Source organism: Clostridium sardiniense, from assembly GCF_019753795.1.
GTDB lineage: Bacteria > Bacillota > Clostridia > Clostridiales > Clostridiaceae > Clostridium > Clostridium sardiniense.
This window is the reverse complement of record NZ_JAIKTU010000007.1, coordinates 164454-179154: the sequence shown is the minus strand read 5'-3', so window position 1 is coordinate 179154 and position 14701 is coordinate 164454. Positions and strand designations below refer to the sequence as shown.

The 14701-nt window shown below is 30.3% G+C and carries 17 protein-coding genes; 2 read left to right on the top strand and 15 right to left on the bottom strand.

What is annotated here, in order from left to right; all coding sequences use genetic code 11:
• Positions 1-13 precede the first annotated feature (13 nt).
• From yqeK to K5V21_RS10260, 12 genes are all read right to left on the bottom strand, one after another.
• The gene (gene yqeK, locus K5V21_RS10315) at positions 14-604 is read right to left on the bottom strand and encodes a bis(5'-nucleosyl)-tetraphosphatase (symmetrical) YqeK (protein ID WP_245000693.1); all 591 of its coding nucleotides are present in this window, start codon (positions 602-604) and stop codon (positions 14-16) included.
• Positions 594-1193 (bottom strand): nicotinate-nucleotide adenylyltransferase, encoded by a 600-nt coding sequence (nadD, locus tag K5V21_RS10310; protein WP_221861178.1) that lies wholly within the window; start codon positions 1191-1193, stop codon positions 594-596. Before nadD ends, yqeK begins: the two co-directional genes overlap by 11 nt.
• Positions 1194-1196: 3 nt before the next feature.
• The gene (gene yhbY, locus K5V21_RS10305; RefSeq protein ID WP_221861177.1) at positions 1197-1505 is read right to left on the bottom strand and encodes a ribosome assembly RNA-binding protein YhbY; all 309 of its coding nucleotides are present in this window, start codon (positions 1503-1505) and stop codon (positions 1197-1199) included.
• Between the two features lie 11 nt (positions 1506-1516).
• On the bottom strand, positions 1517-2803 hold the full coding sequence (obgE, locus tag K5V21_RS10300) for a GTPase ObgE (RefSeq protein WP_221861176.1): 1287 nt from the start codon (positions 2801-2803) through the stop codon (positions 1517-1519).
• Between the two features lie 216 nt (positions 2804-3019).
• Entirely contained in the window at positions 3020-3319 is a 300-nt protein-coding gene (gene rpmA, locus K5V21_RS10295) for a 50S ribosomal protein L27 (RefSeq protein WP_221861175.1), read from the bottom strand.
• Positions 3320-3323: 4 nt separating this feature from the next.
• Positions 3324-3710 carry a ribosomal-processing cysteine protease Prp gene (locus K5V21_RS10290; RefSeq protein WP_221861174.1) on the bottom strand — a complete coding sequence of 129 codons (387 nt, stop codon included), beginning with the start codon at positions 3708-3710 and terminating at the stop codon, positions 3324-3326.
• Between the two features lie 3 nt (positions 3711-3713).
• Complete coding sequence (gene rplU, locus K5V21_RS10285) at positions 3714-4025, bottom strand: 50S ribosomal protein L21 (RefSeq protein ID WP_204596245.1); 312 nt, start codon at positions 4023-4025, stop codon at positions 3714-3716.
• A gap of 128 nt (positions 4026-4153) precedes the next feature.
• Positions 4154-5602: a ribonuclease E/G gene (locus K5V21_RS10280; protein ID WP_221861216.1), complete on the bottom strand. Its 1449-nt coding sequence runs from the start codon at positions 5600-5602 to the stop codon at positions 4154-4156.
• Positions 5603-5616: 14 nt separating this feature from the next.
• Positions 5617-6318, bottom strand: coding sequence for a TIGR03936 family radical SAM-associated protein (locus K5V21_RS10275; RefSeq protein WP_221861215.1), 702 nt, complete (start codon positions 6316-6318; stop codon positions 5617-5619).
• Complete coding sequence (locus K5V21_RS10270) at positions 6293-8158, bottom strand: TIGR03960 family B12-binding radical SAM protein (RefSeq protein WP_221861173.1); 1866 nt, start codon at positions 8156-8158, stop codon at positions 6293-6295. The genes K5V21_RS10275 and K5V21_RS10270 overlap by 26 nt, the downstream gene beginning before the upstream one ends.
• 118 nt (positions 8159-8276) lie before the next feature.
• Positions 8277-9134 carry a site-2 protease family protein gene (locus tag K5V21_RS10265; protein ID WP_221861172.1) on the bottom strand — a complete coding sequence of 286 codons (858 nt, stop codon included), beginning with the start codon at positions 9132-9134 and terminating at the stop codon, positions 8277-8279.
• Positions 9135-9167: 33 nt separating this feature from the next.
• Positions 9168-9875 (bottom strand): M23 family metallopeptidase, encoded by a 708-nt coding sequence (locus K5V21_RS10260; protein ID WP_221861171.1) that lies wholly within the window; start codon positions 9873-9875, stop codon positions 9168-9170.
• Between the two features lie 258 nt (positions 9876-10133).
• Between K5V21_RS10260 and K5V21_RS10255 the strand changes: the two genes are divergently transcribed.
• Positions 10134-11624: a C69 family dipeptidase gene (locus tag K5V21_RS10255; RefSeq protein ID WP_221861170.1), complete on the top strand. Its 1491-nt coding sequence runs from the start codon at positions 10134-10136 to the stop codon at positions 11622-11624.
• Positions 11625-11645: 21 nt separating this feature from the next.
• The gene (locus tag K5V21_RS10250; RefSeq protein WP_221861169.1) at positions 11646-12104 is read left to right on the top strand and encodes a hypothetical protein; all 459 of its coding nucleotides are present in this window, start codon (positions 11646-11648) and stop codon (positions 12102-12104) included.
• Between the two features lie 146 nt (positions 12105-12250).
• Here K5V21_RS10250 and rodA read toward each other — a convergent pair whose 3' ends face one another.
• The 3 genes from rodA to minD all read right to left on the bottom strand — a co-directional run bounded on the left by rodA (position 12251) and on the right by minD (position 14697).
• Positions 12251-13396 (bottom strand): rod shape-determining protein RodA, encoded by a 1146-nt coding sequence (gene rodA / locus K5V21_RS10245; protein WP_407927710.1) that lies wholly within the window; start codon positions 13394-13396, stop codon positions 12251-12253.
• Positions 13397-13614: 218 nt separating this feature from the next.
• Positions 13615-13887, bottom strand: coding sequence for a cell division topological specificity factor MinE (gene minE, locus K5V21_RS10240; protein ID WP_204596238.1), 273 nt, complete (start codon positions 13885-13887; stop codon positions 13615-13617).
• A 12-nt stretch (positions 13888-13899) separates the two neighbouring features.
• Positions 13900-14697: a septum site-determining protein MinD gene (gene minD / locus K5V21_RS10235; protein ID WP_221861167.1), complete on the bottom strand. Its 798-nt coding sequence runs from the start codon at positions 14695-14697 to the stop codon at positions 13900-13902.
• Positions 14698-14701: the final 4 nt, after the last annotated feature.

Genomic DNA, 14701 nt, shown 5'->3' with positions numbered 1-14701 from the left:
GTATAAATTTGAGTTATACCTCTCCTCTATTTAATATTAAATAGTTTCTTGCTTTAACAGTATTTAAATCTATAAGCTGCCCTTTAGATAATAAATATTTTATAGTATGATTCATACCCATAAGAACTCCTTCATCTAAATTCTCTAATACTTTCTCTCTAATTTCTTGAACTCCATCATAAACTCTTGATGGTTCTATCATATCTGCAATATAAATAATCTTTTCTAGAGTACTCATATTTTCTTTTCCAGTTGTGTGCCATCTCATTGCTTCAAGCACTTCTTCATCATCTATATTAAACTTTTCTTTAGCAAGTATTCTTGAAACAATTCCATGCCAAAGCTCTGGTGTTTTTTTCTCATCCATTGTTAATTCTATATTATTTTCTTTAATAATACTCATTAATTCTTCAATTGTTAAGTTCTTACCTACATCATGGCATAATGCAGCTAATGCTGCCTTATCTTCATCTACACCATTTAACTTAGCTAGCTTCTTTGCTGTAGATACAACTCCTAATGTGTGTATATATCTTTTTGGTTTTAAATTTTCTTTTAAATAATCATAAATATAAGTAATTTCCATATTAGTTCTACTTTTCATAAAGCTTCTCTCTTTCAATAATATTAAGTACCTCTTTCGGCACAAAAAAGTCCACTTTTTTCCCTTCTCTAATCCTTCTTCTAATATCTGTTGATGAAATTTCTAAATCTAATATATTTAAAAATATAATTCTTCCATTATATTTTTTTTCAGCTTCTTCTTTTTCTTTTTGTAAATCTTCTTCTTTGAAACCTGGTCTTGTAAATACAACAAAATTACAAAGAGAAAAAATCTCACTTACATTTTTCCACTTGTCTAAATCAACAAGGCAATCTGCACCTGTTATAAAGTATAGCATTACATCATGACTATTAAAGTGTTCTAATGTTTTATATGTGTAACTGAGTTCTCTTTTTTTTATTTCATAATCTGAAACCTCAAAATCCTCAAAATCTTTAATAGCTTCCTTAACCATTTCATACCTTAAAGAAGCCCCCGTTACTTTGCTTAAAGTTTTATGTGGGGGACTTCCATTTGGTATAAAGATCACCTTATCTAAGCCTAATTTAACTTTTGCCTCATAAGCTATATAAAGATGTGCATTGTGGATAGGATCAAAGGTTCCTCCAATAATCCCATACTTTTTCATCTATTATTGGTTTTTAAATTTTCTTGGTATCTCTATTTTTGGTTTCTTTGAAGATCTTTTATATAAAACTATTTTACTTCCGATTGCTTGAACGCCCTCACATTTTATTTCTTTACATATAAAATCTGAAGCTTCTCTTGCAGTAAATCCACTATTCTCTAAAACCTTTATCTTAATAAGTTCTCTAGCTTCTAGTGCATCTCTTACTTGTTTTAAAAAGCTATCCTCTATTCCATTTTTACCAATTTGGAATATTGGTTGCATATCATTAGCTAAGCTTCTTAAATAAGCTCTTTGTTTTCCTATTAGCATTCTTGTTCCTCCTATAATAAGTATTCGAATTCGAAGTCGTTAAGGCTTACCATATCACCATCTTGAATTCCCATTTCTCTTAATTCGCTAAGTACTCCCTTATTGTTTAACACCTTATGGAAATATCTTAATGAATCTGCATCATTTACATTAACTGCACTTAACAGTCTGTCTACGAAGCTACCTTCAACAAAGTAAGTATCATATTCTTCGCCTTTTTCAACTCTTATTTCATAAGTGAACTTCTTATCTTCTGGGATGTATCTTTCTTCATCTGATATCTCAAGTCCTGTTATAGGAATTTCCTTAAGCATTCTTGCACATTCTTTAATTACTTCATCAACACCATCTCTAGTTGCAGCTGACATTTTATAAACTTTATCAAATCCTAATTCATTAACTTTCTTCTTAAAGTTTTCAAATATTTCTTCATCAAATAAAAGATCTGTCTTATTAGCTACTACTATTTGAGGTCTATCCCAAAGTTTAACTGAGTATTTCTTAAGTTCTTCATTTATTTTAATGAAATCTTCAATTGGATCTCTTCCTTCAAGTCCTGATATATCAACAACATGAACTAATAATCTAGTTCTTTCTATGTGTCTTAAGAATTCAAGTCCAAGTCCTATTCCTTCACTTGCACCTTCAATTATTCCTGGAATATCTGCCATTACAAATGCTTCAACTCCATCTGCTGCAACTACTCCTAAGTTTGGTTTTAATGTTGTGAAATGATAGTTAGCTATCTTTGGTTTTGCTTTAGTTGTCATTGATAGGAACGTTGACTTTCCTACATTTGGGAATCCTAAAAGTCCAACGTCTGCAAGTAGTTTTAATTCTAAAACTATATCCATTTCTTCTCCAGGCATACCTGGCTCTGCAAAGTTTGGTGCCTGTCTTGTAGGTGTACAGAACTTACAGTTTCCTTTTCCGCCTTTTCCACCTCTTAGAAGAACATATTCATCATCTTTTTCTGAAAGGTCACAAATAATTTTGTTACTTTCAGCCTCTCTAATGATTGTTCCCATTGGAACTTTTATGTAAAGATCTTCTCCATCTCTACCGTAACACTTTGATGTACCACCATTTTCTCCTGGCGCTGCTACGAATTTTCTCTTATATTTAAAATCCATTAAGGTTGTTATTCCAGTATCAACTGTGAAAATTATACTTCCACCTTTTCCACCATCTCCACCATCTGGTCCACCAAGTGGAACATATTTTTCTCTTCTAAAAGAAACTGCTCCATCTCCGCCTCTACCAGACCTTATAAATACTTTGGCCTTATCTATAAACATATACTCACCTCTCCTTTTGTAAAAATCTCTATATTCATATTATTCCTTAAGATATGAATAATAAATCTACTTATTTAAAAATATTTTCTTCATTATAACATAATACTATTATATATGAAGAAAAAAAGCACTATTTAATGCTATTATTTAAGTAATTCTTTATTTTTTGACATTTAAAAAGCACCCAAATTCATGGGTGCTTTATATAAATAACTACTATTCAGCTATTTCTTCTACATTTACTGGGTAAACAGAAGCTTTCTTCTTGTCTCTTCCCATTCTTTCGAACTTAACAACTCCATCGATTTTAGCGAATAGAGTATCATCCTTACCCTTTCCAACATTGTTTCCTGGGTGGATCTTAGTTCCTCTTTGTCTTACGATGATGTTTCCAGCAAGTACGAATTCTCCGTCAGCTGATTTAACACCTAGTCTCTTTGACTCAGAATCTCTACCATTCTTTGAGCTACCTACCCCTTTTTTGTGGGCAAATAATTGAAGGTTCATTATCATCATGTCACTACACCTCCTCTTTTAATAATTTTATATATTCTCTACGTTTATTATCTCCAAACATTTGATCCAAGCTAGAAATTACACTTTCTAAACTCTTCTCGAAGGTTTTAAGTAAAACCTGTGACTCTCTTAACTCCTCTTCTGAGAAATCAGATAAGTCTAATTTCAAATATCCGTCTCCAATCTCGTATGTACAATTCAGTTTTAAAACTTCATCTATACCTATAAGAACACTTTGTGATAAGACTGAAACTGAGTTACAAACCATATCAAAAGCTTCTCCTACCAATAAGACATCATTATTAAAATCTCTGTCTCCTGGCATTGCGTGATTATCAATGACGAATCCTGTAATGTTGTTACTTTTATAAAAAATCTTTGCTTTAATCATGGATTATGCTTCGATCTTTTCGATAACTAACTTAGTGTAAGGTTGTCTGTGACCAGCTTTTCTTCTGTAGTCCTTTTTAGCCTTATACTTGAATACTGTTACCTTCTTAGCTTTACCTTGTGATACAACTTTAGCAACAACTTTAGCTCCTTCAACCATTGGCTTACCAACTGTTAAAGTTTCTCCATTAGAAACAGCTAATACTTCTGTTAATTCAACTTGTGAATCTACTTCTGCTTCAAGCTTTTCAACGAATAATACGTCTCCTTCTTGAACTCTGTATTGCTTTCCTCCTGTTAATACTACTGCGTACATTAAAACACCTCCTCATAACGGTCTCGCCACTACGGGTACAAAGTAAAACTTTGTTTTATAAAAAACCCTATCGTGAGCGGTTTACTAACCTATCTTAACATATCGTCTATTTTTTGTAAAGAAATTAATTAATATTTTTCAATACCTTTAACCTTATAATCTGCAAGGTTTTCCTTTTGATTTTTAAATATTAAAGGTTCTATTCTATATCCATCAATTCCTTCTGAGAATTTAAGGAACATTTCTTTATCTAAGCCATCTATATTTTTTAAGAAACTAAATAGGTCTCCCTTTACATCTTCTCTATAAATGTTATCAAGTTCTATAAAGAAGCTTCCTATAGTATTGTCTTCAACAGATCTTAATATATCATTTCTTATTAAATCTTCAATATATGATAATTTAAGAATATTACCTGAACCTTTGCAAAGTAGACATTTATCTTCTATTGAATCATATATACTTTTTCCCCTTCGCTTTCTTGTAATTTGTACTAAATCAAGTTCTGTGAAAGGATATATCTTACTATTTCCTTTGTCACTTTTAAGTGACTCTTTCAATTCTTTCATTACATTATTTCTTTGACTATGATCTCTCATATCGATAAAGTCTATAAGAATTATTCCACTTAGATTTCTAAGCATTATTTGCTTTCCAATTTCTTTTGCAGCTTCTAAATTTGTCTGAAGAATTGTTTTATCAAAACTTCTTCCTTTAATATTCTTTCCACTATTTACATCTATAACATACATAGCTTCTGTTTTTTCAATAACAATATCTCCACCACAATTTAATTTTACTTTGTTATGTCTAAGCTTTAATATTTCTTTTTCAATATTGTAATAATCAAATAGTGTACGTAGTCCGTCGTATACTATAATTTCAATATCTTTTTCCCCATCCAGAAATGACTTAACATAAGTTTCATCTTCAATGTTATCAACATAGATTTTTAGATTTCCCTTTGTTATATTATCTCTTAAGACCTTATTCAAAGATACATCTTCTCCATAAACCTTTGAAAGTTCAGTGCTATAGTTAAGTTTTCTGTTCATTTCATCCAATATTCCTTTTAGCTTATTTCTTTCAGCTTTAAGGATTTCTATTGGAACATTAATTGCTTCAGTTCTTACAACAATATTAATTCCATCAACATCTTCAAGTTCGGCTTCAATTAATTTCTTTTTAACTGCATCAGTTATTCTTTTTGAAAATGATATACCCTTCTTACCTTTTGTAAATACCAAATACTTTCCAGGTATATTGAATTTATTAGTAAGCTTTGCGCCTTTTTCATTTAAAGGTTCCTTTAAAACTTCAACTAAAAATTCATCACCCTTTTTAATATTTAACTTTTTTAAGTCTTCGCTATAGTACATATAGCCTTCTTTATCTAGTCCTATATCTAAAAATAATGAATTTATTGCAGGAACTATATTTTTAACTCTGCCTTTATAGATTTCTCCATAAGTTGGTTCACTACTTTTTTCTTCTATAAAACACTCTTCTAACTCATTATTATTTTTAACTGCAATCCTTATGGATTTTTCTCTTCTTTCAATAAAAATTTCTCTCATCAAAATTCCACTTCCTATACACATTTATAAAGAGGTACTAATGTATCATCTTTCATGAAGTACATTTCTTCTCTCTTTATTTGAACGAAAGCTTCTTCATCACATTTAGTTGTATTTTCTTTTATAAGTTTTACTAATAAGTCTGGTGCTAAATGCTCTCTACTTCCTGAGCTTATTAATACATTTAATACAACTTCATTATCTTTAATCCAGTATTTTAATTCATGAACTAAAGGCTTTATATCAACTTCTCTTGCACCTTTTTTACTTCTCTTTGTCATTACCCAATCTTCTCTACTTAAAAGACTTTTCATTTCCTCTTCAAAGTTTGTAGCATCTGTGTAATGCATCTTTATTGTATATCTTGCTGCATCTATTAAAGCCATAGCTTGTGGTAATTTCTTAACATTTTCTATTACTTCAATTCCTACTGCGCTTAAAAATCTTACTCCACTTGCAGTGCTTTTATTAAGTCTCTCTACTATTTCTTTTGGATCAACTTCTTCTTTAAAAACTACGTCCATATACTCACCTTCTGAATATACTCCAACTGAAAGTGGTTGTGCTATTGAAAGAGACATATGTGGATTAAATCCCTTTGAGTAATCAACAGGTAATCCTGATCTTCTAATAACTCTTTGAATTGTTCTCATTAAATCTAAATGAGCTACAAATTTTATATCTGCCTCTTTAGTGAATTTTATTAGATATCGCACCTTCAAAACACTTCCCTTCTTTAAAGTTAACGTTAATTCCACATCCTGTACAACCTTTTCTACAGTTTTGTGTAAGCTCAACTCTTCTAGCTTTCTCATTTTCTTCAACTAAATATGCTCTATCAACTCCGATATCAATGAAATCCCAAGGTAGTATTTCATCATAATCTCTTTCTCTATAAGCATAGAAATCTCCATCAACACCACATGCCTCTAAAGCTTCTTGCCAAGCATAGAAGTTAAAGTATTCTGACCAACCATCAAATTTACATCCTTTTTCAAATGCCTTTATTAAAACATCACAAAGCTTTCTATCTCCTCTTGCAAATACAGCTTCCATATATGAAGTCTTTTGTGCATGATAGTTATATGTAATGCTTCTTGATTTTATTGAACCCTTAACTGCATTTATCTTCTCATTAACAACTTCAATCTTTTCCATTGGCGCCCATTGGAATGGTGTGAATGGTTTTGGTACAAGTATTGAAGTACTTACTGTAATCTTAAGTCCTTTTTTTCTAACTTCCTTTGGAATAGTATAATATTCACTTACCATCTTCTCTGCAAGTTCACCAATAGCAGCACAATCTTCTATATTCTCATAAGGAAGACCTATTATAAAGTAAAGCTTTATTGTACTCCATCCATTTTCAAAAGCACTCTTAGTTGCTTCAAGTATTCTCTCTTCAGTTAACCCTTTATTTATTACGTCTCTCATTCTTTGAGAACCAGCTTCTGGTGCAAAAGTTAACCCTGTTTTTCTAACCTTTTGGATTTCTTTTATTAAATCAACTGAAAAGGCATCAACTCTTATTGAAGGTAGTGCTATACCAACTTTATTAGCTTCATGTTCTTCCATTAATCCATGAATAAGTCCTTGAATATCTGAGTGGTCACATATACTTAATGAAGCTAGTGATATTTCTTGATATCCTGTTGCTTTTACTAATTCTCTTGCCTGATTAATTAGCGTTTCTCTAGTTTTTTCTCTAACTGGTCTATAAATCATACCTGCTTGGCAGAATCTACATCCATTAGTACATCCCCTAGCTGTTTCAAGTACTATTCTGTCATGAACAACTTCTGTATAAGGTACTATCATATCCTCAATTGGGAATTCTACATTATCAAAGTCTCTTATTATTCTCTTCTTAACTACTTTAGGAACATCATCATACTTTGGAGTAAATTCTTTTATTGTTCCATCCTCATTGTAAGTTACATCATATAATGAAGGTACATATATACCTCTTATCTTTGATATCTCTCTTAAGAATTCTTTCTTCTTTCCTTTGCCCTTATACTTAGTATATACATCTAAAACATCATTCATCATTTCTTCGCCTTCTCCAAGTTCAAAGAAATCTACTATATCATATAGAGGTTCTGGGTTGTATGCACAAGGTCCCCCAGCCATAACTATTGGCTCATCTTCTCCTCTTTCTGATGCTCTTATTGTTATACCTGACATATCAAGCATATTTAATATATTTGTATAGCTCATCTCATATTGTAGAGTAAAGCCTAGAATATCGAATTTATTAAGTGGGTCTTTAGTTTCTAAAGCATATAGAGATACATTATTAATTCTCATTTCTTTTTCCATATCTGGCCATGGCGCAAAAACTCTTTCGCAGTATGTATCTTTTCTATTATTTATTGTATGGTAAAGTATTCTTGTTCCTAAATGAGACATTCCTACTTCATAAACATCTGGAAAACAAAAAGCAAATCTAATGTCTACTTCTTTTGGGTCTTTAATTACTTGATTTAGTTCTCCACCAACATATCTTGCTGGTTTCTCAACCTTGCATAAGATGTTATCTGAAATTTTATTCATTAAATTACATCCTCCTAAAAATTACTTTGTATATAGTTTCATACTTAATATACTTATCCATATACATCCCTATATTCTAGCATAAATTAAATTTTTGTTCTACTAAAAAAGAAACCCATCACTGAGTTTCCTTTAATCTATTTATATACTCTTCTAAAGTTATATTACCATAATTTTTTAACCCTTCAAGTAATTCATCCTCATGAATTATTTTGAGAAGTTTAAGTTCTTCATCTAATACATAAAAAGTATTAAACTTGCTTTTATCAACTAATCTCATTACATTAAGTAGTTCATTTTTGTAAAATACTGATACTGTCCTATTTTCTACAAAATCATATTTTTTAAGCTTCCTTCTCTTTTTAATTATATCTCCCATTATTATATACATCGTCCAATTTTTCTCTAGAACAGTTGAATATATTATCAAAATTCCCATTAAAAATAAACTTAGATTCACTTTATGTAAAAAGATCATAATAAAAAATAATACTATTAGACACACTGAAGCAGTATAGCTTATCCAAGTAGTTATTTTTTTGCTTTTTATATATGAATTACATTTAGATAATATTATTTCTAATATTCTTGATCCATCTAAAGGATATGCAGGAAATAAATTAAATATAAAAAGACCTATATTTACTTCATATCCAATTTCCAATATAGGAATATGACTAATATTATATAAAGTATATAGTAAACATGCTAAAATAAAATTCATAGCTGGCCCACTTAAATATAATATAAGTTTCTCATTCTCTCTAAGATCATCAATCTCTGAAAGCTCTGCTTTTGCGCCAGTTATTCCAAGTTCTAAATTATATACCTTACATCCTAGTTTGCTTCCAACATATATATGTGTAAATTCATGCAGTATTATAGATATAACTCCAATTAAGATTTTACTTTCAAAACTAATTGCAAGTAATAATAACACTACCTCTATAATCATTAATTTATAAGATTTCTTCATTTCTACCCTCAAAATATTGCTAGCTACAGATTTCTAATCTTTAAAATTAATATATTTTCCAGGCTCCTTAAATTGTCCCATATAACTAATTTTAAATTCTACTTTATAACCTTTATCATCAATCTTTGTATTAACTCCTATACACTCTCCTTTCTCAACCTTATCGCCTTTTTTAACTAATGGCTCACTTATCATGTTATAGTAACTCTCTATTCCATTACCATGATCGATTACAACATCCTTTCCTTTATCGCTATCTTTCATATCTTTTATTTCACCATCAAATATTGCAAAAACCTCTTTTTTCTTTTCTGTTTTTATGATAACCCCATTTTCTAAAGTTTCTACTTCTCCTATTAAAGGAGCCATTAAACTCCCATTTATTTTATTTTCTATTCCTTCATCTTTTGATATTTTACTTTTAAATTCATTAAATACTTCTACAGCATCAAAGTCTCCAAACTCCATTTCTGTGGCCATAACTTCTTTTGCATTTAAGTAAATATCATTTGCTTCTTTATAAGGTGCATATTTTAATGCCATCATAATTAATGTAATTATTAATATACCTATAGTTTGAGTTGCTAAAATAGAGAGCATTCCCCCCTCCTTCTTTTTTCTTCTACCTTCTCCATAGTGGAAGTTTGAATTACCTCCATTATTTGAAATTGGTACGTATTTACTATTATTCCCACCTATGTTTTTGTAGTATTTTTCATACTGATCTCTATAACTTCCCATCCTTCTTATCTCCTTGTTATTTAGCACTACTTTATTATATTTAAAAAGCTAAGATTTTATGAAAACACATGTATAAATTCTCCTATAGAATTTCACAATTTAACATAATTATTATTTTAATTATATTAAGTTAATGTAAACCTATTCTATGAAATATTGAATTAATCCTACAATGGGTCTAGAATTTTATATGATAGCCTTAATATAATTTATATTTTTCTGCGGGAATATATTGGCTTTATTAAAAGGAGTGAAATTATGTTAACTAAAAAAATATCAAAATTACTTTTTCTAGCTTCAATTACCTCAAGTATTTTGCTCGGACCATTAGCACTAAATGCATTTGCTTGTACAACAGTAGTTGTAGGTAAAAATGCTACTGCCGACGGCTCAACAATTGCTGCTCGTAATGAAGATGCTAAAACTGCTTGGGATAAAAGATTTGTTGTTCATCCTCATAGCACAAATAAAGATGGTGCAACTTATACTTCAAAGGGAAATGGATTTACATACAAGCTTCCAAAGACAAATTATAAATATACTGCAACTCCAGAATGGACTGAAAAGGATGGTCAATTTGAAGAAGACGGCATAAATGAACATGGTGTAGCACTTAGTGCCACAGAAAGTGCTACTGCAAATGATAAAGCACTAAAAGCAGACCCTCTTGTTAAAGATGGTATTGGAGAAGATTCTATAACATCAGTAGTTCTACCTCATGTAAAAACTGCAAAAGATGGCGTTAAGATGCTTGGAAAAATAGTGGATGAAAAAGGTTCATCTGAAGTTAACGGAGTTATAATATCTGATAAGGATGAAGTTTGGTACATGGAAATAGGATCTGGACATCATTGGGTGGCACAAAGGGTTCCTGATGATTCATATGCTGTAATTCCAAATAAATTATGTATAGATAAAGTAGATTTAAAAGATGATAAAAACTATTTAGGCTCTAAAGATTTAGTTAAATTCTCAGAAGATAAAGGATTATATGATCCTAAAAAAGATGGAGACTTTAGCTTTAAAAAAGCATTTGGCACTGAAAATGAAAAGGATGCCAAGTACAACAATCCAAGAATATGGGATGGTCAAAGAATATTAACTCCATCTAAAAAGCAAGATATAACAAGCAAAGACTTTAGCTTATTTATGAAGCCAGATAAAAAAATAGAAGTTAAAGATGTAGCAAAAGTCTTGCGTTCTCATTATGACGGCACAGAATATGATCCATACGGTGAATATAAAGATAAATATAGACCAATAAACGTTGCCTATACAATGGAATCTCACATATTACAATGTAGACCTAATATGCCAACTGCTGTAGGTGCTGTCCATTGGTTAGCTCTTGGAGTTCCTGAAACCAGTGTATATGTTCCTTTCTATTCTGGTATAAATAATACTCCAAAAGCATACAGAGAAGGTACAAATATACCTGATTATACCTCAGCTTATTGGACTTATAGAAGAACTGGTGCATTAACAACTCCTTATTACGATGAATATGTTAATAAATATACAAAACCTACCCTTAGAGCTGTTGAAGATAAACTTACAGAGCACCTAAAAGAAACTGATAAATATGTTTTAGACCTTTATAAGAAAAATCCTAAAGAGGCAGAAAATTATATGACAGATTATTGTACAAGAATGGCAGATTATTCACAAAAAAAGACTGAAGAAGTAAATAAAAATTTGATAACAGAAACAACTAAACAAACTCCTGTTCATCATGATTCAAATCTTTAACATATAAGGAGGACTAAAGTTATGATTAATAAAAATAAACTTTTTCATAAAAAACTTATACTTTCAATTATAGCTATATTTACAGTATCTATATTAATCTATGGATGCGGAAATAAAGAAGGCTCAGTAAATAGTATATCAAAAGAAATCGATGCCCTTCCAAAGGCCTCTTATATAACTTTAAATGATGATTCAAAAATAACTGAAATAAAAAATCAGTTTGATAAACTTTCAGAATCTGATCAAAAAAAGATTAAAAATGTTGATAAGTTAAACCAAGACCTAGATGTTATAAAAGCGATAAAAGAAGGACATAAGGCTGCCGATACAGATTTTAAAGTAAGCGAAAAAGTATCTCAAGAAATAAAAAACTTAAATATGAATAATGAAGGAGAAGTCCAAAAAGTAACTAAAGATTATGACTCTTTAACAGATGCACAAAAAACACTTGTAACAAATGCTAGTAAAATAAATAGATAATCTTTTATTAAGTAATAAAAAGTACTCTTATATAATAAATTTTATTAATTATATAAGAGTACTTTTTTAGAAAATATCCTTATTAAAATTTCCTTGCTAATTAATAAGTGGAAGCAATATTTAAATCACTTCCACTTACTTTATATCTAAAATCTGATTTTCTTTCTTCTCATACCTACATTTAATACTAGACCTATTGACATTATTGTAGTTAAAAGTGAGCTACCACCATAACTTATAAGAGGTAATGTTATGCCTGTTATAGGCATAAGTCCTATAGTCATTCCTATATTTTGTAGTATTGCAAATAAGAAATATGACACTAATCCAACACATATTATTGATCCAAAGATATCTTTTGATGTTCGAGCAATAGCTACCATCCTACTTATAAGTAATCCATACATAGTTAGCAAGAATAGAATACCTAGAAGTCCCCAGTTTTCTGCCGTTGATGCAAAAATAAAGTCTGTTTGAACTTCCGGTACATGTTGTGCCGCATATCCTGAACTTTCATCATTTGCAAGAGATGGTCTATTACCAGTAACCCCACCAGATCCAATTGCAATTAAAGATTGGCTAAGATGATATCCAGATCCTGCCATATTAGCTTCTGGATTCATAAATGATGTTATTCTTGTTTTTTGATAATCTTGTATAAGCCCTGAGTTCCATACAATTATTATTCCAATAAAAAGTGCGAGTAGTCCTCCACCTATTACTTTCATATCAAGTCCTGCAACATAAAATATACCAAGCACTATAAAGAATGATACCATAGTCATTCCCATGTCTGGTTGAATTACAATAAATAGAACTGGTACCGCAGCATAAAAAACAAGGGTAAAGAAATTTCTTAGATTATTTATCTCTAAATCCATTTCTTCTAATTTTTTAGCAAGCATAAGTATCATACCAATCTTTGCAAGTTCCGCTGGCTGCAAGGAAACTGGTCCAAATACAAGCCATCCTCTAGCTCCACCTCTAACAGAACCCAAAAATCTTGTTGCGATAAGTAAAACAACTCCAGCCCAATAGAAAATTGGAACATAATTATAAAGAACTCTGTAATCAATAGCCATGAATATATAAAGTGCTACAAGAGAAACTATAAACCATATCAATTGCTTCTTAGCATAGCTAAATCCGTAAGTTCCTTTAGTTGCAAGATATATATTTAAAATACCAAATAGTACTAATATTATTGTTGAAAATAATAGTACTTTATCTATATCTCTAATTTTTTTAAAATCCAGCTTATATTTACTATAAGTTCCTTGTCTATCAAACAATAAATCCCCTCTTAACAAAATCTTTCACCTCCCGAAAAACCTGTATTTCTATTATATATCATTATTTTGTTATTCTCTATAATAAATGCTTCTTAAATAAAAAAAATAATAAATTTTTAATATATAAATATATTCCATTTATATATATAGAAGGCTACATACTTTTATGTATGTAGCCTTTCTTAATTATAAGTTTTTCTCTTATTTTACTTCTTAACTTATTGACCTCTTATGTTTTTAATAGGTATATTAGCAACTAATGACGAAGCTGCTTCTCCCTCTTCAATATCGCTTTTACTTACTGATATTTCTACATCCTCAGCTGATATCTCTACATACTTTGAAAGAACTTCTAATATTTCCATTCTTATTTGCTCTAAAGTATCAGTTGGAAGATCTCCTCTATCATGTATAAGTATTAACTTTAATCTATCTTTAGCAATATCCTTTGGCTTAGGCTTACTATTTGTAAAACTACTAAAGAACCCCATTTCAAATACCCCCTACTTACGTTTGAATAACTTCATTATAGATCCAAATAAACCTTGTGGTGCATCACTTAAATCCATAAAAGGTACATTTTCGCCAGTTATTCTCTTTGCTATATTTCTAAATGCTTCTCCAGCTCTTGCTGATTCTTCTAGAACTATTGGTTCGCCTTTATTTGTAGAAACAGTTATTTCTTTGTCATCAGGTACAACTCCTATTAGTTCAATTGAAAGTGTTTCAATTATATCACTTACATCAAGCATGTCTCCTCTTTGAGTCATAGCATAGTTCATTCTATTTATAATAACAGAATGATCTTCAAGACCTTTAGCATCTAGTTTACCAATTACTCTATCAGCATCTCTAACAGATGTAATTTCAGGGTTTACTACAACTATAGCTTTATCAGCTCCGATTACTGAATTTTCAAAACCTTGTTCAATACCAGCTGGAGAATCTATAATTACATAATCAAAATCTTGCTTAAGTTCTTTTACAAGTTTAAGCATCTGCTGTGCACTTATATCATCTTTATCCTTTGTTTGTGCTGTTGGAAGAAGGCATAGATTTGGAAATCTTTTATCTTTAATTAAAGCTTGCTTTAATCTACATCTTCCTTCTATAGCATCAATTATAGTATACACTATTCTGTTTTCTAATCCCATTAGTACATCTAGATTTCTAAGTCCTGTATCACCATCAACAACTACTACTCTTTTCCCAAGTGCTGCTAATGCAGTACCAATATTAGCTGTTGTTGTAGTTTTTCCAACTCCACCTTTTCCTGATGTAATTACAATAGATACTCCCATTTAA